The following is a 20488-nucleotide window of genomic DNA, read 5'->3' on the forward strand; positions in this document are numbered from 1 at the left end:
TCGGCGTGATCCATTCTGGCAAGCCCTATGACCCAAAATTTGCGCCTTAGGGCTTGACAGGGGAGACGGTATCTACGTGGTAGGGTTGGCGCGGCCGGCGAGACAGCTTCGCTGCCGACGCGTCCAAATACACCCAACCCCACCCACAACGTACCCAAACGCCGCGGTATAATCGCCCCGTTTTGGTGCTCTCGCGCGCATTTCAGTGCGCGAAGTTAAACGGGAAACACGACAGGACTGCGCCGCGCGCCGTGCTGGAAGTGTGCTGCCCCCGCAACGGTCAACAAGCGCCGCGCCCGCATAGCCTGCGCCGCGGCAGACGAACTCGAACACCACTGCGCATGCTGCGCAGGACGGTGAGGGCGTCCCGCTTGCCAGCCCGGATACCGGCCAAAAACAGGTTGAAGCGCCATGCGCTTCCTTCGACGCCAGACTGCGGGGACGCAGCCAGGCGCCCTTTACCGAGAACACATTCATCATGATTTTTGCAGCTCCCGCGCGCCGCGCGCCCCTCGCCCTGGCGTGCGCCTTCGCCATGTCCACCATCGCCGCCAACGCCGTTGCGCAGTCTGTGGCACAAGAAACGCTGGCCCCCGTCGTCGTCACCGCCGCACGCTTTCCGGCCACCGCCACGCCGATCGGCGCCACCGTGATCACCGCCGAACAGATCCGCAACGCGGGCGTGGCCGACGTGAATGCCGCGATCCGCAGGATCGGCGGCGTCTTTGGCCGCCAGAGCCTGGACGGCTCGCCCGACTTCACCCTCGACATGCGCGGCTTCGGCACCAACAGCGCGCAAAACGTGGTGGTGATGGTCGACGGCGTGCGCCTGAATGAAAACGAGCTGACCAACACGGTGCTGTCGAGCATCCCGGTCGACACGGTCGAGCGCATCGAAATCACGCGCGGCGGCAGCAGCGTGCTGTACGGTGACGGCGCCACCGGCGGCGTGATCCAGATCTTCACCCGCCGCCCATCCGGCAGCGGCACGCGCGGCACGCTGTTTGCCGAAGCGGGGCGCTTCGACGCGCGCGACCTGCGCGCCTCCGTCGCGCACGGCGCCGGCCCGTGGTCGTTCGACGCCGCCGTGGCCGACCGCAGCACCGACAACTACCGCGAGAACAACAAGTACGAGCAGACGAGCTTCAGCGGCGGTGTGCAGTACGCCTACGCGCCGAACGGCCGCGCCGGCCTGCGCTTCGAGAGTTCGCGATCCGATTCGCGCCTGCCGGGTTCGCTGACCGAAGCGCAATTCCAGGCCAATCCGACCCAGAGCAATACGCTGGACGATTTCGGCTCGCTCGACACCGACCGCATCAGCGCCTTCGTCGAGCACCGCATCGGCGCCGTCGAACTGGCGGCCGAGCTGTCGCATCGCGAGCGCGATGTGGGCTCGACCTATGTGTTCTCGGGCTTCCCATCGGCCTCGCGCTACCAGGCCGAGCAGACCCAGTTTTCGCCGCGCCTGCGCCACACATCGATGCTCGGCGACCAGCGCAATGAATTCGTCACCGGCATCGACCTGACCCGCTGGGATCGCCAGGTGACGTCGAGCTTCTCGGCCGGCGACGCCGAGCAAGAGTCCAAGGCCATCTACGTGCGTGACGAACTGACCTGGAACGCGCCGCACAATGCGCGCCTGGCTGTTGGCGCGCGTCATGAACGCTTCGACAAGGAATACGCCGATCCGCTCGCGTTCGTTACCCCTGAAGACACCGAGCAGTCGATCAATGCCTTCAGCGTCGAAGGCAGCTTCGACGTGGCGCCCGCGGTCACCGTGTTTGCCAAGGCCGGTCGCAGCTATCGCATCGCCAACATCGACGAAAACTCGTACCGCTCGAGCCCGGGCGTGCTGGCGCCGCAAACCTCGCGCGACCTCGAGCTGGGCGTCTCCGCCGGCAACGACGCGCGCAAGGCCACTGCGCGCGTGTTCCGCCATCGCCTGACGAACGAACTCTTCTTCGACCCGACGCTCGCCGGCGGCTTCGGCGCCAACACCAACCTCGACCCGACCCGCCGCCAGGGCGTCGAGTTCGAAGGCAATGCATTGTTGGGGAACAGCCTGCGCCTCACCGGCGCCTGGCAGTACGTGCAATCCGAGTTCCGCGATGGCCCGAACACCGGCCGTGACATGGTGCTGGTGCCGAAGCACGTCGTGACGACGCGCCTGGCCTGGACGCCGGGCAATGGGCACAGCGCCGACGTCGGCGCGCAGTGGGTCGCGAGCCAGCGTTTCGGTGACGACTTCGCCAACAGCTGCGATGCGCGCGTGCCGTCATACACCACGGTCGATGCCCGCTATGCCCGGCGCCTGGGTGACTGGGAAGTGGCGGTCTCGGGCCTGAACCTGCTCGACCGCCAGCATTACAGCTATGCGTTCAGCTGCCGCGCCGGCATTTATCCGAGCGATGGCCGCCAGCTGAAGGTGTCGCTGCGCTTCGATTTCTGATCGACCATCAAGCGGGCGGGGTTTGTATCGTGTATTGGCAGCCGTGTTTCAGCGGTAAGCAAATGCAATAAATCGCGCCCTGCAGACAGGGGACATGCAAAAAGTGGTAATCTCGCGGTCGTTCGCTCAATCATATATGTGGAAGGATGTTATGCGTACTCTGCGTTTTGCCCTCGTTGCTGCCGCCCTGGTTGCCGGTTTTGCCAATGCTTCACCGACTGATCCACGCGTCGGTTCCGAATACACCGTGCTGGCCGCCCCGCAGCCGACCCAGGCCATCGGCAAGAAGGTCGAAGTCGTCGAATTCTTCGCCTACCACTGCGGCGCCTGCAATGCATTTGAACCAACGCTCAATGCGTGGATCAAAAAGCAGGGTGACAACATCGTGATGCGTCGCATCCCGCTGCCGTTCCAGGGCCCGAGCGATCCTGAGGCACGCCTGTTCCTGACGCTCGACGCCATGGGCAAGCTCGAGCAATACCACGACCGCGTGTTCCGCGCCGTGCACGTCGAGCGCAAGCGCCTGATGAAGGATGACGACATCATCGCATGGGCAGCCGCCAACGGCCTGGATAAAGCGAAGTTCCTCGAAGCGTGGAACTCGTTCGGCGTGCAGACCAAGCTCAAGCGTCTGCCGGCAGTTGCCGAAGCGTACAAGGCCAGCAGCACGCCAACCGTGGTCATCGATGGTAAATACGTCGTGTCGCCGGCAACGGTGGCGCAGTCGAACAAGATCCAGGACATGGGCCAGCTGATGACGGCCACCGGCCAGGTTCTCGATGCACTGGTAACGAAAGCAGCCCAGACCAAATGAGCGACGACGTCGAACGCGACATCCTCAAGATCTACGAAGGGTCACGGCCCAAAGAGGAAGAGCTGTTTGAGACCAGCAACGTGAACCACGTCGCGTGGTCGCTGGCGGCGTTGTTCGCCCTGGCGACCATCTGGCTCAGTATTGCGCTGGTCAATGCCGAAAACCAGCGCCATGCGCTGGCGACGAATCAATGTCCGGACATGGTCTTCAAGTCCGGGTTCGACAAGGCGTGCCTGGTCACGGTGCGCTCGCGCGACCATTGGTGGGAGCACCTCTGGTTCGGCGTGGCGAATGTGCGGCCTGCGCCGCATAATGTGGGGAAGTAATAGCAGCAATGACGGCCAGCAGGTAAGCTCGGCAGTACCGCAGCGGCGTCCCAGGGGCGCCGCTCTGTCTTTCATGCCGCTCTTTTCTCCTGGGCCGTGACGACGCATTGTCTGCGCAGCCTGGCGCTGTGTCAGCGATTACACCAGTACCGGATGCGCGCTCCGTACGCTCCAGCGCCGCAGCGCCACCGAGGCCCACACCGCCAGCACGCCGCCAACGATCAGCACCAGCCGCGTGTCGATCAGCGTCAGCACGGCCCCGAGAAGCGCCATCAAAATATTGGCCAGGCAGAAGATGGTCGATAGCAGCGCCATCACCGAACCCTGGCCGTGGGCTGCGAATTCGTCGGCCGCCCAGGTTTGCAGCGCCGTGTTGTAGAACGCGTGCGGCGCGCCGAACAGGATGATGCCGGCGATGCCGATCCACAGGTTGCCAAAGCCAACGCACAGGATCGCGGTGGCACCAACGGCGGCGTACCAGGCCGCGCGCCGCCGTCCTTCTACCGTGCTGGCATGGCCGGCAAACAGCGCCGCGGTCGTCATCAACGCGCACATGCCCATGTTCACGATGGAAATCTGCCGCGCGTCGTAGCCGCCCACGTCGACCAGCCACAGTGGAAAGTACTCGTACAGCGACGCCACCCCGCAGCAATAGCCCAGGTGGATGATGAACAGCGTGCGCAGCGGCGCGTGGCGCAGCAGCGTGAGCGCGTGGCGCTCCCGCGCTACCGTCCACCAGCGCAGGCCGTGCGTCGCCGGCGGCGTGGCGGGAATCGTCAGGAACACGCACAGTGTGCCCAGCAGCAGGGCGAGCGCGGCGATACCGAACGGCACCTCGGCGCCCAGCGTCATCGTGAAGCCGCCCAGCAGCGGACCGACAAGCCAGCCCAGGTTGAACGACCCATTGAGCCAGGACAGCGCATGATTGCGCATGGGCCCCACGATGCGTTCGATCACCAGGGCACGCATGATGGCGCCATTGCCTTCGAGCAGGCCGGTGAAAAAGCGCGCCACCAGGAACAGCAGATACGATTCCATCACCATCGCCACGGCCGTGAGCAGGTGCCCGAGCGCCGCGCCAACCGTGGTCAGCAGCAGCGTGCGGCGCCGGCCGAAACTGTCGGACAACGGGCCCAGCACCGCGCTGCCAATCAGGAGGCCCAGCGGATTGATCATCAGCGCAATGCCCAGCAGCAGCTTGGGCGGCAGGCCGAGGAAGCTGTTGAGCCCATGGATGCTGCCATCGGCAAACAGCGGCGCGAGCATCGGGTAGGGCAGGGAGGCGCCGACGGTCGAGAGCAGGGCCAGCCCGCACAGGGTGGCGATCAGGAAGCGTTCGTTCATTTCATGGTCTCCGGCGACGACGGCAGCCGCACCACGAAGCGCGCGCCGCCGAGGGTTGATGTCTCCACGCGCAGCGTGCCGCCGTGCAGCACGACGGCCTTGCGCGCAATCGACAGGCCCAGCCCGAACCCGCCGGTGGCGCGGTCGCGGCTGCGGTCGAGCCGGTAGAACGGCTCGAACACCTTGTCGCGCTCGGCCTCGGGAATGCCGGGCCCGTCATCGTCGACGGCGATCTCGATGCCGCCCGGTCCCCGCTCGGCCGCCAGCACGACCCGGCCGGCCGCATATTTCTGGGCATTGCGCAGCAAGTTGCTGATCACGCGCGCGAGCAGGCGGGCGTCGACCTCGATCGTGCCGAGCCCGTCGCCAAACCGGCAGGTGATGTCCTGGGACGATGGCGGCAGCGTCGCGCAGCAGTCGCGCAGCAAGGCGGACAAATCGACCGTGGCGCGCTGCAGCGTGCCCGCGCTGTCGAGTTTACTCATATCGAGCAACTCCTTGACCAGGTCGTTCAGCTCGCGCAGGTCGCCCTCCATGGCGGCGATGCGCCGGCTCAGGTCCGGGTCGTTCGCGCGCGCGTCGAGCAGTTCGAGGCCAAATTCGAGGCGTGCAATGGGTGTGCGCAATTCGTGCGACACCGAATGCAGCAGGCTGCGCTGCGCCGCCATCAGTTCTTCGATGCGGCCGGCCATGTGGTTGATGCGTTCGGCCAGCGGATAGACGATCTCGGAGCGCTTGAGTTGCGCGCGTGCCGACAGCTTGCCGGCACCGAACTCGTCGGCCATGCGCGACAGCGACTGCAGGGCGCGCCAGTGCGAACGCGACCACAGCGCGATCGGCACCAGCAGGGCAATGGCGACGATCACGAAGCGCAGCAGCTCCATCTTGAGCTCCTTGCCGATGTCGATCGGCAGGTTCTGTGCATGCAACACGTCGTCATTGCTGCCGATATAGCGCTCGCCCGACAAATCCACGCGCCGGTACAGGGCGCGCTCGCTGACGTCGAGCACGATCGCGCCCCGCTCGAGGTCAGCGCGCTGGCCGGCGTCCAGGCGTTCGCGCACGTCGGCCAGCGGCAGCAGGTCGTAGCGCACCGGCGAGACTTCGCGCACATTGTTCAGGCGCGTGAGCCATTCGTCGCCGGGCGCTTCGTCCACATAGTGTTCAAGCAAAAAGATCTGGGCTGCGGCCTGGCGCCGCCCGATGTCTTCCAGCGGGTCGCCGAACAGGCGCGCGAAGGCAAAATAGATGACGAACGTCGCCGCGGTAATCGACAGCATGACGAGCATGAAGAACCGGAAAAATAGCCGGTTCACGGGCACATCCCGGGTGACTGTCGGTGACGAAGTGCGGCCAAAAGCATGGTTTCTCCTGAGCCGGCGATTGTACATTGGCAATGCTGGAACGGTAAGCCTGGAGGCCGGCGCACGTTCCACGTCTTACAAATTGACGACAATTGGTGGACATCTGAGGGGTGAATCGCAGAGGCTGCGCCGGGTACTATCTACCTCATCATCAGGTTTCCGTTTGCCCACTGGTGCGCAGGTGTCAGTGGGTTTTTTTATACCGGTCAGAGCGAAAACGCTGAATTGTCACTATCCGATGGGAGAGCGAAGCTTGCTCGACGTAAAATATCAGCAACCGAACTCCCGGAACGCCCTCACGATGAAACAGTTTTTCGCCCTGGCCCTCGCCGCTGCAAGTAGTGCAGCGAGCGGGCAGATGCCGGCCACTAACCCGATGCCCGACGGCAGCCGCGATATGTATGCGGGGCTGGGCGCCGTGTCGCGGGCGCGATACGAGGGCGCGGACAGCAGCAAGACATCGGTCTTGCCGGTGCTCCAGGTTCAGTGGAGCAATGGTGTATTCATCTCCGGCATGAGCGCCGGGATGCATCTGTCGACCGATCCCAAGCTCGAGTTCGGCCCACTGGTATCGCTTCACGCCAACCGCGACGAGTCCGGCAACGGCGGCATCGTCGATGGCGTCGGCGTATCGACACTGCTGCCATTGGCCGCACGCGTGCAGCGCGAGAATCCACTGGCCGGCATGCCGGACATCGGCACCCGGGTCGAAGGCGGCGCCTTCCTGAACTATTACCTGAACCCCGCCTGGCGTTTCACCAGCAACGTGCTGATCGGCTCAGGCAGGGAGCGCGACGGCGCGCGCATGGAACTGGGCGTACAGCGCCTGGCCGTGGCCATCGCCCCACAGCACACGGTCTCGTTCAATGCCGGCGTCACGCTGGTCAACCGCGACTACAACCGCAGCTATTTCGGTGTGACTGACAACGAGGCCTGGAGCAGCGGCAATCCCGTGTACCGCCCGGGCGGCGGCCTGAAAGATGTGCGCGTCGGCGCGCGCTGGAACTGGGCCCTGAGTCCATCGTGGATGCTCACCACCAATGTCCAAGCGACGCGCCTGACCGGCAGCGTGCGCCATAGCCCGCTCGTCGAGCGGCCCACCAACGTGACGGTTTCGACCGCCTTCGCTATCCGCTTCTGATGATGCAACGCGCCCACATTACCGCCTGCGTGACCCTGCTGCTGACGGCCGGCGTTGCCGTCGCGCAGGCGAACGCTGCGGAATGGGTGAGCTATCGGGATGCCTACCGCGCGATGGTGGTGTTCGATAAATATGGCGGCCCCAAGAGCCTGCTGCAGAATGCGCTGCAGGTGCGGCCGGGCGCCAGGGGGATGCTGGACGGCGGTGCGAGCCTGCTCATCAAAGGCCGCACGCTGCAGACCAGCCTGGTGCTCGATCCGTTGGGTCGCACGACACTGCCGCTGCTCAAGGCCGCCTACGACGAGAATGCCGTGCTGGCGCCCAACCGCGCGCTGGGCGGCTTCACGGTGCGCCCGCGCATCTCGCTGGCGCTGCGCGCCGACGGCTCGTACGACGTCGCCGAACTGCGTGCGGCCTGCGAGCAGGCGCTGGGCTTTGCCCGCTACGGTGATGCCTCGGCGCGCAGCCAGGCGTGCGTGGGCGTGCGGCTGGTGTTCGCCAAGACCGCTCCCGAGGCCGGCGCCCGGGTGCGCACGGGTGGCGCCGAGACCGCCTTGCCTGTCACGCGCGCGCCGGCCTTTGCGGGCGATATCGATGATGATTTTCCGGTCGTCACCTACCGCTTCGGGCCGAGCGACGCGGCCCAGGTAGTGACGTACAACGCGCCGCTGGCGATCGTGCCGCTGTTCGAATAAGCGATGCTTGATCGACAGGCGTAAAGATCGCAATCAAAAAAACCTGCCGCGGCAGGTTTTTTTGATTGCGGCGCCTTGTTCAATTCCAGGCCGACGGCGAGAACAAATAACCTTCGCCCCATACCGTCTTGATCTTTTCCGAATCGGCATCGTCGAACTTGCGGCGCAGTTTCGAGATGCAATTGTCGATACTGCGGTCGAGTCCATCGAACTCGATGCCGCGCATCTTCTTGAGCAGGGCGTCGCGCGAGAGCACGCGCCCGGCCGCCTCGGCCAGTACCAGCAGCAATTTGTATTCGGTATTCGACAGGATGCAGGGCTGGCCGCGCCAGATCACGCTGCGGTCGCTGGTGACGATGCGCAGCGCGCCAAATTGCAGGATGCGCGAATCGACGCCCGACTTGGCCTGGGCGCGCCGCATCAGGGCGCGCAGGCGCGCCAGCAGCACGCGCGGCTGGACCGGCTTGTTGACGAAGTCGTCGGCGCCTTGCTCCAGGCCCGAGACTTCATCGTACGAGTCTTCGCGCGCGGTGAGGATCAGGATCGGGACGTCGGAGTGCTCGCGGATCTGGCGGCACACCACCATGCCATCGAGGCCCGGCAGCATCAGGTCGAGGATCACGACGTCCGGCGTCAATTCCTTGAAACGTTCGAGCGCGACGTCGCCGCGCGTGACCAGGTCGATCGCGAACTCATAACTGGACAGGTATTCGGTAACGAGCTCGGCCAGGCGAGCATCGTCTTCCACCAACATTACACGGTGCATACAGTTCCTCCTCGGGTCGGCCATTGTAGCGGGGTGCGTGCGCGAATGGCACATCCTGCGAGAAACGAGACAAGTCATTACAGTTTGACGACAACCTCCTGAAACGACAACGGCCCGCTTGCGCGGGCCGTTGTTACGTCCATGTCACGCCAGGGCAGCGCGAGACATTCAGTGTTTCGTCATAATTAAGTTCGGAACAGACTCCCTAAGGCCAGACGTCTCTACAGTCCTCATTCGCCGATCATACAGATCAGAACAAATGCGCATTTATGCCTATGCGAAGCGCCAGAGAAAATAATAAAGTTCAGAACATCTAGTCAGCTCGAGCATGTCAGATAGTGTTCTCAATCGACGCTAGGTGCTGCTAACGTGCCGTTGCCGTGCGTCCATAAATGTGAGTACGAACAACCAACGCCATCGAGCCTCGCATGAGCGCGACGTATAGGCTAGCGGTGTTTAGCCCGGTCGCGTTGAGGATTGCTGCAACCTCAGCCTCCCATGACAGGAGACTTAAAGGCTGTGACAGCAGCGTAAAGATTTTTACGACGATCTGACCCGATGTCGGGGGGGCTCCGAGCCCGTCCTCTGACAGCGCTGCAGCCTTAGTGTGCCGAAGCCGCCTGTTTGCACATCATCAGAACCCCAGAGTCACGAATTCTTAGGCGGTCTCCCATTAGACCATTTGCATGGTATGGTTTGATCAAGCCATTCGCGGTCATTTTCAAGACACCATCTTTTTGCGCGCTTGGGCATGTTTACTCGATTTGTGATCCCAGCATCAATAGCTATGATGATCATTCTTCGGCAACGCGCTCGTCTGTCTGCGAACGATAGGCCTTTGTATTTCGTTGGCGGCATCGTCGAATTAAGCCAGCAAGCATCGAATAGCCGGCAAAGTTCAAACGCTATCGGGGCGCTGCGTCGAACCGAACTCGGGATCCTGCAACCGTTCTTTATCGCATCGATGATGCTTTTCCGGCTCATCATTCTAACTTTCACGCTGAACGGATCGTCGGAATGATAAAGCTTGTCAAGCCAAGCATTGTCATTCTTGCCGCTCCAGATAACAGATCGAAGTATTGCCTCCTGTGATTCGTCGATCGTAAATCGTTCCTGCAGCAAGACATCCCGGATAGAAGCTCGGTGAGAGTTTCTCAATTTGTGCCAGTTCATAGCACTTCTAAGGAAGGAGAAATTGAAATCAGACGCCTTGAGATTTGACGGGGAGACTATGCCTTCTGCCTTGAAGTCGATTTCGTCCAACGCAACGAGTAGCCTAGCGCCCCTATACTGATCTACTCTAAATTGCCGCGTTGCCTCTACTTGAGTTCCGTCGATTAGCATCGTACCAATCTTTGTTGGCAGGCCTTGGACATCACAAACTCGCTCGATAGCTTTTAGCAGTGCGGATGCATCACACGCTAGCTCGTCCAGTATTGCCTGACATTCGTCCGACAAAACATGAGTAAGTTTGGCCTCACGCTCGAGTTTGGTCCGGCTTCGCTTCCGGCCTGTATACCCTTCAGCTTCTAGCGCAGCCATAACCGCTAAATGTCCGCCAGGACTCTGGATGGTGTCTTGAGAAATAAGCGCTTGCGTCAAGAATTTGCGGGTTATCATCACTTGCAGAAGGGATTGAAGTTGTTCAAGACTCTCAACCGCCCAACGCTTTAAAAGCACTTCAATGAGTTTTTCTGTTCGCTGATCTATTGACCGGCCTGCCCGTTGATAAAACTGAGAATACAACTGCTTACGGTCCGCACTTGCGAGTCCGACCGGGATTCCATGTGTAGCTAAGTCGCACAACTCAACAAACCGCAAGTGTACAGACAGTTGAGGCATATCTTCCTCAAAAAAACCATAGCTTCCGCAATGAGGGCATGTTTCGCTGGGCGGCTGCCATGAGTCCTCGGAAGCAGTCGGCAACCTACATTTAGCGCACAGACCGGACAGTGGAATCAAGTGTACTGGGCAGTGGGTTACGCCAGGAAGCTGATGTACTGTCCTCCAATGTCCTATCCCATACGCCATTTCATCATCGCGTCTACACATCTTACAGAAATTCAGGTGCTCTTTAATAAGACGGATCTTATGGCCGGAACTTCCCGTTACGAACTTATTTATGAAACGAGCATCACCTGAAAGCTGGTTATCTCGCCAGAGCCGTTTCCGCTCAACCGACAAGGGGCCGCTATAGAACCCGAACAGAGTAGCGTGCTCGAAAAGATAATCAACCGAAATACTATCTTGTGGCAGCACCTGCATAAGCTTTCCAAGGTTTGCGCCAAACGGGTCAACGGAGCGTACGTACTCGTTATCAAACAAGATCATCTTGCTTGCCCGGATGGAACGATTGCGGGCCAATACGTGGTACGCGATACAGCGCGAGAAGACCATTGCTTCGTCCGGAGCGCTCGGGAAGAAAGGTAGAACTTTCCGTTTAGAATAAGGCGGGCGAATGAACATTATGACTCCGTGAGCGGTCAAGCTTGGCACAAGGGCAATTGTGCTTCAGTCGATGTTTGATAAAAATCTTCCCCACAATTAGAACAGTAAATCCGAGCGATATTCTGTTTAGCCAGTTTGAGTGATCGCAAATGCAAATCGGTGAGTCCACATATTATGACTTAAATTGCAAAAGCTGAAGTTGGCGCAAAATGAACGAATCCGAAGGCTCAAAAGACGAAGCGTTATCGTTTCTGCCGGTGTTTCTTCCAGATGAAACGTTGTATAGCCTCTGCGCCAGATTCCATTACATGAGCGGAAACCGTTTGGCATCGACTACCAGCCATCAACTATTCGGAGTGCGTGATGCCGCTATGTTGCACGATTTCCCACCGAATTTGTCCACGTTTGAAGCACGGACCAGAGGACTACTCGGGAATGTGGCCTATTTATCTCAAGACCGAACTTTGCTAAAGTTCTACGCTCCTTATCAGCCTGCCAAAAGGATTAGCGCCGGCATCGAAGCTTTGGCCGGGGCAGGAATCAATCGTTTAAAATTTCGTCTCGGTCTGCCGTCAAGTCGCATCGGTGCCGCGCATCCGCTTAAGGCATGTGTTAAATGCATCGAAGAAGAAATCGATATGTACGGAACGGCCTACTGGCATCTGCTTCATCAGCATCCTGCCGTATGGATTTGTCCAGAACATGGTGAACTGCTTATGCGGTCGACAGGAAAGTCACGGACGCTCAACAAGCTGCAATGGGTGCTGCCACATACTGTAGGCGACGATGAATGGAAATCTCTTCCATCTCGGCTAAACCATCAAGCACTCTTGCTTACACGTTTGGCCAAATTCGCAGTTGGAATTCTGTCCTCCTCTAAGTTGGAACTTGAACCACATTCGTTAAGGCAGAGTTATCTGCGCGGAGCAAAAGCAGCAGGGTGGCTTACGCGGACTGGAAACGTCCGATTTAGAGCCGTGCGACAGGAATTTTTAAGGCAAGCAGCGGCACTGGTAGACATTCCGGAATTTGGTTTTATCGAGTCTGTGAACGGGGGCAGCGGTGGATTTCTGGCGAAACTGCTTCGCAATCCACGATCGCATTTGCATCCGGCAAAGCACTTCTTGGTAAAAGCTTTGTTGTTCGAAGATTGGCCAAGTTTTTTGAATTGCTACACGGAAATGGTCGAGGTTTCATATCAGCCTGCAATGGTGTCTTTCTCCGTTCCGCGCGCCGATCCGCGAGTCGATGCACTACTTATGCTTGTGGCGGCAGGTGAAAAGTCACTTGCGCAGGCGGCAAGGGATCTAGATCTGCCTTATGACGTCGCAAGATACTGGTTGAAGCGCGCGGGGATCGTTTATGTGCGCCCCAGACCGCCTTCCACGAGCAAGACGAGTTGAGTCAGTTTCTTTGATTGAGCAAATCTTTCAGGCCTGCTACTAAACTGGCGCCGACTCCTTCTCCTCGGATGTCGTCTGATCCCAACTTCTCTTTCTGCTCAACAGCTTTTTTTCGCCTGTTAGCTGTCCGGGTCTGCTCAGCTTTTAATCGCTTAGCTAGCGGATGCTCGCTTGGTGGGGGAGCGGGGTGTTCAATCTTTGCAAAGTTTTCCCCCGCGATCTCACCGGCGCCCGAGGTCGTGTTTGTTTCCTCTATGCACTCATCTGGGATTTTCCCGGATTTTGTTCCAGGCGTGTCATGGCGTTGCTTCTCCTTTAACCATATCGCTAGAAAACGCTCGACGGGCACATCATTGCAGGTGCGAAGCATGTTGGGATCTCTATTGACCAGTCCGTTGATTAACGGATGGTTTGCAACCATTCGAGGACCCGAAAAAGCAGCGTTAATGTGTTTGGGAAGCACCTCGCTCTTTCCAGACCGCAGCGCAATGAGCTGACTTTCTATGTTAAGACGTACGACGAAGTCCGTTATGCCACCGCTGTAGGAGAAAGCGACGCTACGGAAATGTTGATACGCTCGCTCATTTTGCTGCTCCATGACGTTGAACGAGAGAGTATGGTCGACAATATTGTAGAAATCGTCGTCTGTGCCGTCCAAAGAAGGAAGCATTTCAAACACCCCTCCACTCGATAGTCTCCGCACATTCTGGGACGATTTCTCAAGCTCTGTGAATCCCAGAGGATTTCCAATTAACACTATTGGGATTCCAAAGTTGAGAATCCGTAAGAAAAAGGTAGTTAGCTGGCTTCGCCATTTGGAGTTATTAAAATTTTTTTCTTGAATTTCCTCTATAATCAGCATACCGCAGAGATGGGTGCTTAATATAACTCCAACGACAATTGCTAACTTATCGATCGAAAATCTTCCGGAGTATTGTTTCGCGTAATTTGTATCAAGTTGCTTGTCCACTTCCATCAGAATAGACGTTAAGAAGCCGTCTCTGCTGCCGTCGTTGCTCATATCTACTTTAATCCATGATACTTGCCTCACGTATTCAAATCCTGGTATCGCCCCGTTCATATGTTCGTATACTTGCTGGCTGAGCAAATCGGTGTAGCGGTTGGTAATTGCCGTCTTTCCAGTCCCAGTTATTCCTTTGATAATCATGCCTCGTGCAGAGGTGCTTAGCCAAGGGATCGAGGCCGGGTTGAAATCCTTCGATTTGGTGAACTGTGCAATTTGAGCTCGATCCCTACGGACTTTTGGGTTGGCAGGATGACGGTGCCAATAATGTTCCCGATGAAGGTTTTGGAGTGCAGCTACGATATCAATGCCGCTGGTGGTGGGTACGAAATTTTGCTCGTATAGAACAAGCAGCTCTTCCCTGGATGAAGCGTCTAAGCTGGCGAGCTTATGGCCGTTGAGTGGCCGGTTTGTCAGCCGATGAGGGAGATGTTGGAATGCGATCCTTGGCCCTAGAGGAGTTAAAAGTGGGTTTTCGCCGTATATCGAATCCAATGGGCTCGCAGCTACTACACTGTTTTCATTGTTGGTCATTCTGTCCCCGCATAAATCGTCTTAGTGCTTCCAGCGCTGGATTCACGATTTCGTCATCTGGTTCGTCAACGAATTCCACATGCTGTACCGGATCCGTCGCGTTGACGTGCAATTTGGAGCTGCTTCGTGCTTTTTTATGTTCGATCCCCGGCATGCTCCCTGACGGTGTTTCTTGAGAAGGGGATTGGGAAAGATGCGTCGCTAACCATGCTGTTTCGTCCTGCCTGTTTTTACCTATCTCACTATAATGGTCAGCTTTGCTCATTGGCTTAGCTAATGACTTCAACTCGCCTTGCTTCTCGGCCTGCGCCTGACTGAGCATTGCTTGTCGATTCGTGACGATAACCATGCGCTTCTGTTCGTCCTGTCCGCGAGTATCTAGTTCTATGATCTTGTCCTCATCCTTCATGGCAACCAGATCCGCGACAGTAGCCTGGTTGTACAGGATCGGATCAGAATGGATATTTCTTAGTTCTGCGAGGCCCCGCTCAGTCTGAAACCATACTGACCTTGGATCTATCGGGTTGCATCGAACTGTAATTCTGCGGTTGCCTTTGCGCCGAGCTTGCTCCAGGAGTCCTAATTCAACCAGGCAATCTGCCATATATCTTGCGTTCGGAATTCGTTCAGTCCTCGCGCCCTGATCTTCTCGAAGCAGGTACACTCCGGATTCAGTCAGCGTCGCTGGTACGGAAGGGTAAAGGTGGGCACGAAGTATCGCAATGTCGGGAACAAAATCGGATATATAACCTCGGTCAATAAGCCAGCGGTAGATTGAAATCCGGGTCGGCACTACCTGTGCACGCCGCATTTCGGCGTCTAAAAGATGAGAAACCTTTTCCTCGTTGTTGTGATATAAGATTTCGCGGATCAGTTCACGCATGTATTCAAAATAATTGACGCAGGCATTAATTGCCGGATGAGGTTTCCCGCGCCGACGTGGCTGGCCATAGGTTGTACCGTCCAGTTGGTGATCGAGTCGGGCATGCAGAAGATGGTGTTTAGACTCAGCCACGCCATTAAATTGCGGCTGACCGCTAGGAATGTTATCGACACTAGCACCGAACTGGTCAAGCGCTTGCCGGCTCAGTTCATTCCGATATTCGCCATTGTCGCCCAGATAGGTACGGGTGGCGCAGGCGGGCCACTCATCCTCACTGATCGTTATGCCGAACCGTGCACAAAAATCAACTTTGCTCGACGCCCCGTGTGCTACAGCTAAGAGAAAAGTTTGCGCCGATGGAGCGTCAAAGCCGCAATGAAGGCCGATAATTAGATTACTTCTGCTTTCAGTAATCAAAAGTCGGTTAACTGGGCCCACGGTTTTAAGGCGCGATGTTACGGATTTTAAGTATGCGTCATTAGTAGTCGTATCACAAACCGCTTGCATTCCCACTGCAGGCATTCCGTCTTCAGCACTGCCCGAGATTCCGCGATATTTTTTCGACCAATCTATTTCGCCTAGTTGTATTCTTGAGGCGGTTAGACGTGGATCTCCCGCCGGTCCCCATCGTTCGAATTGCGCAGGGGTCGGCCGAAGATCGCTAGGCAAGAGGATGGGCGTTTGTATCCCGTTCTGACCTTCCCACCGCTCGCTGTAAAAAACTCCCATGGTTTCCAGATATGCCTGCGATCTGGTTCGTCCTTGGCTTAGAAAGTATCGCCAGCCGAAGCTGAGCTTCTCCTTGTCATCGTCAGACAGGAAGTAGCCCTTGTTTGCATTGATGTCAGCTCTCGCCTTTGCGTTCGGCCTGCCCAGTTTCGTTTTTTGCTTACGCTCCTTACCGCCCGCCCCGGAGCGCCAATAATCAGGAATGAGTGCGTTTTTTGAGAAATTTCCAGCCCAGTAGCTGTGCAGGTCATCGTAGAGTTTCGCTCTGGATCGTTTGGTCAATTCCGCCTGTTGTTTGACCCATAAGGTAACCAAACCGCGTTCCAAGATCTCTCCCGTTGAGTATGAATTTATTAAACGTTCAAGTATCGCGTATCTGTTGTTCCTTCGATCAATGATTGTGCAAGATCCGTCTTTATTTGAATATCTGGCGCGGATCTCAGCGTCACTCAACAGGAAAACTGCAGGTGGGGTTAGTTGGATCTTGACAATTTTTTTATCGATCAGGAGCTTTGCGAGATCGCTGCATGCAAGCGAAGTTGGTGCCCTGATGTGTCGTTCGCCATCTCCAGCTACAGGTAGCCGAATGACCCATACCATGTTCTGGGCATGATTTTTGTGAATAATTCGAAATGTTGGGCGTTCGATCATGCTATCCGAGCCTGTCGACGCATACACCTCTCCAATTCCTAGCTCCTCACCCATGCTCAGGGCGACGCGCACTTCTTGTCCGCTGCCGTTTATCTTGCCGGCAGTTGAGGTTTCACGGATCTGCATGATCAACCTCTCCAAGTAATTCATGTTGCAATAGCGCTCGGATGCGTATGCCACCCCCTCGGGCGGGCTGTGTCATCAATAATGGCTGTGTCAGGTCTATGTCGAGCTCTTGCATCCACGTCAAGTAGCGAAAGGCGGAACAACCAAGCTTTCTCGTCCACCCTACATGGTGTCGGGCTTCCTCGATAGCTTCATCGATAGAGATGCAAAATGCTTTTTCATTTAACCGATCATGAAATTCGCCTAAATGCGGATCGTTTAGGAGATCGGCTACTACGTGTTCATCAGGCATCAGCCAGTCCAAGTTTGCGAGCAGCTCGTTACCGAATACTTCGCTATCGACAACGATATGCCGAATTCTTATGTACTTGCTGTACAGCCGCTCCAGTTCGAGACGTTCTAGCGGCCGTGATAGCCGGTCGTCGCCCAGTACAATTTCGCGATTTTTGCAAGCGACGGCAATTAAGTTGGGTACGTGTTTGCGCTGTACGGTCACCATGAAGTCCGTAGTTGCGACATAAGGAAGGTTTGTGCCGACGAAAACCCCATGAGGAATGTCAGCCTTTTCGGCTATCTCCAAGAGTCCTGGAGCGTCAGGAAGCACAAGCTGTTCGGTCCCGGGCGCCCCGACGAGTGGATGAGTGTGCGGCCAAGGCCAAAGTGGAAACTGTTCCCGGATGTCCACGGCCCCAAGCCAAAGAAGAGCTCGAGCGATTTTCTTTTCTTGGCGCGACTTGAAGTCACATGAACGGTTCAGACCATAGAGCACTCGGCCGGAAGATTGTGTACCAATCTTGCTGATTGCTGATCGAGTGTTCTTTAACCATGGACGATAGTTTTCGCCATGTCCCTGCCCATACCCAGCACTGATCATGTTGATCAGTTTCTTTTCTGTCATTCTCGTTTGGCGGGCCATCTGTGCATCCAGCAGGGAAGGAACACTTCAGTAGACATCAAGCTTGACTAGATGTTCCAGACCCTACAGGCTTTACAATTGGTAGGGCGCAAGGGGGGCACATGTTTCCTCTGCCGCGGTAGTTGATCGTCCCGGTTGGCAATACTGGCGGCACGAATATCAGTATGTTCAAACGGTTGCCGATTGATCCAGGTATTCAAAAACTGATCAGGTAAGGCACAGCTGGCGCGACTGGAACGGGGGGCTGGTCGCCTTGTCTGGATGGTGACGATCGACCGCCCCCAATTTCCGGTCGGTCAGATTTTCTCGATCTGCCGATTAACCGCCTTGACCGCACGCTCGTTGCGTTCGCTGTAGCGGTCGGTCAGGTAGTCGGTGCGCCCGCGCGTCAGCAAGGTGAACTTGAACAGTTCCTCCATCACTTCGACCACGCGGTCGTAGTAGGCCGAGGGCTTCATGCGTCCCTCGTCGTCAAACTCCTTGTAGGCCATCGGCACCGAGGACTGGTTCGGGATCGTGATCATGCGCATCCAGCGGCCCAGCAGGCGCAACGTGTTGACGACGTTAAAGGACTGTGAGCCGCCGCACACCTGCATCACGGCCAGGGTACGGCCCTGGCTCGGGCGCACGGCGCCTTGCTCGAGGGGGATCCAGTCGATCTGGTTCTTCATCACTGCAGTGACCGCGCCGTGGCGTTCCGGGCTACACCATACATGGCCCTCGGACCACAAGCACAGCTCTCCAGCTCGACCACCTTCGGGTGCGTCTCCGGCACGCTCCCGACCATCGGCAACTCCATTGGATCGAAGATTTTTACATCGGCACCGAATTGATCAAGGATGCGTGCGGCCTCATAGGTAAGGAAGCGGCTGAAAGAGCGTTCGCGTAGCGAGCCATAGAGCAGCAGGATGCGCGGCGGGTGGTTCATGTCGCCATCCGGACTCCTTAAGGCTGAGCATGGGCATGCCGGGTTTGCCTTCAATCTTTCCCTTCCGCGCCCTGAAGCCAATGAGCCAACCGAAGCTTTCATGGTGTCGAAGATGGTAGGACTCGACGCCGGAAGCGCGGGAATCCTAGCAGGCAGGTATGAGAGGGGCATCAACGACCACATCGTCAATATTGGCTGGCTGACAGCGATAAACAACCATATGGTCGAGAAACTGGGCGAGATGACGCGGTTGAATTCCGAGCTGCCGAGGGACTGGTTCGCCAAATATGACTACGGGAATGGGATAGTCATCCAGGCCGGCCCGAACCTGAAATCGCACCGGTCGAGCTGGATCCAAAGCCGTCGATCTACGTGTTGCCGGCTATGACCTTGAAAGACGTGCGCATCGCCGAAATTGGCGCTCTGCATGGAGGTTCGATGGATGGTGAGCCTCGTCTGACAGGCTTGGCCGCAGCGCGTTGGCTGTCGCGCTTTGATGTTCCTGAGGGTGACCTGCTGCGCTACAAATCCAAACTGCTGAGCGAGCCGAAACTGACTTCAAAAACAACACTGCCAAGATCACTGGAATAAAGGTCAGGGCTACCGAACACAACGAGCGAGCGCTCAAGGCGATCAACCGCTAGATTGAAAAGCTAGGAGGTGTGCAGAGTCTTGGGAGAGGTGACCTGCATGAGCAGTTCGTACAGGATAAACGACTTGGACGGTAGCTCAGACTCCTGTCAGAAAGGTATGATTACAGTTCAATATCTTTTTGCGAGATCAGATGATCACGATTAATACAGCCAAAGGTCCCTTCAAAGTGGAATCTTGGGAAGACGTGCTTGTTCGGCCCGGCTTTACCCCTGACCTGGATCCGGATCAGCACAAGTTGGATTCAGTGATCGGTCGTTATGTATTCGGAGATATGGTTAAGTGCGGCCTTTCCAACTGCCACACGCTGCATGCACGAGGCTATATCGTGGCAACGAAGGGTGGTCGGGAGACGAATATCGGGAAGGACTGTGGCAAGAAGTACTTTGGTTTGGACTTCGACCATATGGCCAAACAGTTCGATATCGATATGGCAGCGTATGAGAATCGTGACCTTCTGTGGAGTTTCAGTTTTCAAATCGAGGAACTAGAAGCAAAAATTGCAGCGTTGCGCGTGTCCGACAAGGGCGCAGACTGGGTCAACAGGAATGCGAACGCCCTAACCAATCCAGGCAAACTGCCGTTGGCAATTACTAGACAGATCAGTGAGCTAGTGAAGCAAAAGTCTGGCAGGTACACCAGAGAGCGCGAGGCTACCGTCCAGGAGGCCGAGGATATGGAGGTGAGGGCCGGCCGCAAACTCGAACGACCGCTGTATGTCACCGATTATGAAGCCAACATTCGCGGTATCGAAGCGCTCTACCCGGAGAACGATCTTCGTGAGCTGCTCATGGTCCAGATTCTTGATGAGTTGAAAGCGTTCAAGAAACTATCTATCGATGAGTTGACTAACGCTCAGTTGATCCGCTGGAAGAAGTGGGCGACCTCAGTAGACTTAACTCTTGATAAGGCAAGTGAATCCGTTGCTTATGGACGGGTGCTTCTGACAAAAGAAAATCTTGAGCCGCTGTCGAGACTAGAGAACTTAGACAGGAACGGCGAGCTGGAGCGATTCAACGCTTTCCTGGAACAACTTGGATAACAGCATAAAGGGTTGTGGGGAGTGCGAACGTGACTGTGTCGGGCTGACTACCGAATAGCGAGTATTGACTTCCGAATACTCTCAGCACTAGACGGCATTGCACCACCCTGGAGCGCTAACTTGTGGAACTCTTCCGCAGCTTCGTGAGGACTAAGCCGAGCTGATCGCACAGCAGCACGCGCAGCAGGAACCAAGTCCTTGATGTCCCAGCTGTCAAATGTCCAGAGAAGGACATAGTCTCCTTGAAGAATCTG

17 protein-coding genes, 1 pseudogene and 1 riboswitch are annotated in these 20488 nt (G+C 57.1%); of the genes and pseudogenes, 10 read left to right on the forward strand and 8 right to left on the reverse strand.

All coding sequences use genetic code 11. The features are described 5' to 3' along the window. The first annotated feature begins 166 nt into the window (after positions 1-166). A riboswitch (cobalamin riboswitch) is annotated at positions 167-409 on the forward strand. Positions 410-478: 69 nt separating this feature from the next. From AB2N08_RS17520 to AB2N08_RS17530, 3 genes are all read left to right on the forward strand, one after another. Next, a complete protein-coding gene (locus AB2N08_RS17520) occupies positions 479-2449 on the forward strand; it encodes a TonB-dependent receptor (protein WP_367612176.1) in 1971 nt (656 codons plus the stop codon). Positions 2450-2600: 151 nt separating this feature from the next. Beyond that, positions 2601-3263 (forward strand): thiol:disulfide interchange protein DsbA/DsbL, encoded by a 663-nt coding sequence (locus AB2N08_RS17525; protein WP_367612177.1) that lies wholly within the window; start codon positions 2601-2603, stop codon positions 3261-3263. Further along, positions 3260-3589 (forward strand): hypothetical protein, encoded by a 330-nt coding sequence (locus tag AB2N08_RS17530; protein ID WP_367612178.1) that lies wholly within the window; start codon positions 3260-3262, stop codon positions 3587-3589. Before AB2N08_RS17525 ends, AB2N08_RS17530 begins: the two co-directional genes overlap by 4 nt. Positions 3590-3727: 138 nt before the next feature. Here the strand turns inward: AB2N08_RS17530 and AB2N08_RS17535 are convergent, their stop codons facing one another. Next, on the reverse strand, positions 3728-4933 hold the full coding sequence (locus tag AB2N08_RS17535; RefSeq protein WP_367612179.1) for an MFS transporter: 1206 nt from the start codon (positions 4931-4933) through the stop codon (positions 3728-3730). Next, on the reverse strand, positions 4930-6249 hold the full coding sequence (locus AB2N08_RS17540; protein ID WP_367612180.1) for an ATP-binding protein: 1320 nt from the start codon (positions 6247-6249) through the stop codon (positions 4930-4932). The genes AB2N08_RS17535 and AB2N08_RS17540 overlap by 4 nt, the downstream gene beginning before the upstream one ends. A 349-nt stretch (positions 6250-6598) precedes the next feature. Here AB2N08_RS17540 and AB2N08_RS17545 point away from each other — a divergent pair, with 349 nt between their 5' ends. Then, on the forward strand, positions 6599-7438 hold the full coding sequence (locus AB2N08_RS17545; RefSeq protein WP_367612181.1) for a MipA/OmpV family protein: 840 nt from the start codon (positions 6599-6601) through the stop codon (positions 7436-7438). Further along, positions 7438-8133: a hypothetical protein gene (locus AB2N08_RS17550; RefSeq protein WP_367612182.1), complete on the forward strand. Its 696-nt coding sequence runs from the start codon at positions 7438-7440 to the stop codon at positions 8131-8133. The genes AB2N08_RS17545 and AB2N08_RS17550 overlap by 1 nt, the downstream gene beginning before the upstream one ends. Positions 8134-8212: 79 nt before the next feature. Here the strand turns inward: AB2N08_RS17550 and AB2N08_RS17555 are convergent, their stop codons facing one another. Both AB2N08_RS17555 and AB2N08_RS17560 read right to left on the reverse strand, forming a co-directional pair. Next, positions 8213-8899: a response regulator gene (locus AB2N08_RS17555; RefSeq protein WP_367612183.1), complete on the reverse strand. Its 687-nt coding sequence runs from the start codon at positions 8897-8899 to the stop codon at positions 8213-8215. A gap of 648 nt (positions 8900-9547) precedes the next feature. Further along, positions 9548-11365: a TniQ family protein gene (locus AB2N08_RS17560; RefSeq protein ID WP_367612184.1), complete on the reverse strand. Its 1818-nt coding sequence runs from the start codon at positions 11363-11365 to the stop codon at positions 9548-9550. Positions 11366-11556: 191 nt separating this feature from the next. Here AB2N08_RS17560 and AB2N08_RS17565 point away from each other — a divergent pair, with 191 nt between their 5' ends. Beyond that, a complete protein-coding gene (locus tag AB2N08_RS17565) occupies positions 11557-12750 on the forward strand; it encodes a TnsD family Tn7-like transposition protein (protein ID WP_367612185.1) in 1194 nt (397 codons plus the stop codon). A 1-nt stretch (position 12751) separates the two neighbouring features. On the opposite strand, the gene AB2N08_RS17570 is transcribed toward AB2N08_RS17565, so the two are convergent. The 3 genes from AB2N08_RS17570 to AB2N08_RS17580 are packed head-to-tail and all read right to left on the reverse strand — an operon-like array spanning position 12752 to position 17613. Continuing rightward, the gene (locus AB2N08_RS17570) at positions 12752-14308 is read right to left on the reverse strand and encodes an ATP-binding protein (RefSeq protein WP_367612186.1); all 1557 of its coding nucleotides are present in this window, start codon (positions 14306-14308) and stop codon (positions 12752-12754) included. Further along, the gene (locus tag AB2N08_RS17575; protein WP_367612187.1) at positions 14295-16697 is read right to left on the reverse strand and encodes a hypothetical protein; all 2403 of its coding nucleotides are present in this window, start codon (positions 16695-16697) and stop codon (positions 14295-14297) included. The genes AB2N08_RS17570 and AB2N08_RS17575 overlap by 14 nt, the downstream gene beginning before the upstream one ends. Then, positions 16684-17613: a hypothetical protein gene (locus tag AB2N08_RS17580; RefSeq protein ID WP_367612188.1), complete on the reverse strand. Its 930-nt coding sequence runs from the start codon at positions 17611-17613 to the stop codon at positions 16684-16686. Before AB2N08_RS17580 ends, AB2N08_RS17575 begins: the two co-directional genes overlap by 14 nt. Before the next feature lie 122 nt (positions 17614-17735). On the opposite strand from AB2N08_RS17580, the gene AB2N08_RS17585 reads away from it, so the two are divergent. Beyond that, positions 17736-17828, forward strand: a complete 93-nt coding sequence (locus AB2N08_RS17585; protein ID WP_367612189.1) for a DUF3703 domain-containing protein — start codon at positions 17736-17738, stop codon at positions 17826-17828. Positions 17829-17909: 81 nt separating this feature from the next. Here the strand turns inward: AB2N08_RS17585 and arsH are convergent. Further along, positions 17910-18643, reverse strand: a pseudogene (gene arsH, locus AB2N08_RS17590) (arsenical resistance protein ArsH). Here arsH and AB2N08_RS17595 point away from each other — a divergent pair. The 3 genes from AB2N08_RS17595 (at position 18540) to AB2N08_RS17605 (ending at position 20234) form a co-directional block, all read left to right on the forward strand. Beyond that, a complete protein-coding gene (locus tag AB2N08_RS17595; RefSeq protein WP_367612190.1) occupies positions 18540-18929 on the forward strand; it encodes a type VI immunity family protein in 390 nt (129 codons plus the stop codon). The pseudogene arsH and the gene AB2N08_RS17595 sit on opposite strands and share 104 nt — an antisense overlap. Then, complete coding sequence (locus tag AB2N08_RS17600) at positions 18926-19132, forward strand: hypothetical protein (RefSeq protein WP_367612191.1); 207 nt, start codon at positions 18926-18928, stop codon at positions 19130-19132. Before AB2N08_RS17595 ends, AB2N08_RS17600 begins: the two co-directional genes overlap by 4 nt. Positions 19133-19325: 193 nt before the next feature. After that, the gene (locus AB2N08_RS17605) at positions 19326-20234 is read left to right on the forward strand and encodes a hypothetical protein (protein WP_367612192.1); all 909 of its coding nucleotides are present in this window, start codon (positions 19326-19328) and stop codon (positions 20232-20234) included. Positions 20235-20488 lie beyond the last annotated feature (254 nt).

Source organism: Massilia aurea, from assembly GCF_040790145.1.
Lineage (GTDB): Bacteria > Pseudomonadota > Gammaproteobacteria > Burkholderiales > Burkholderiaceae_D > Telluria > Telluria aurea_C.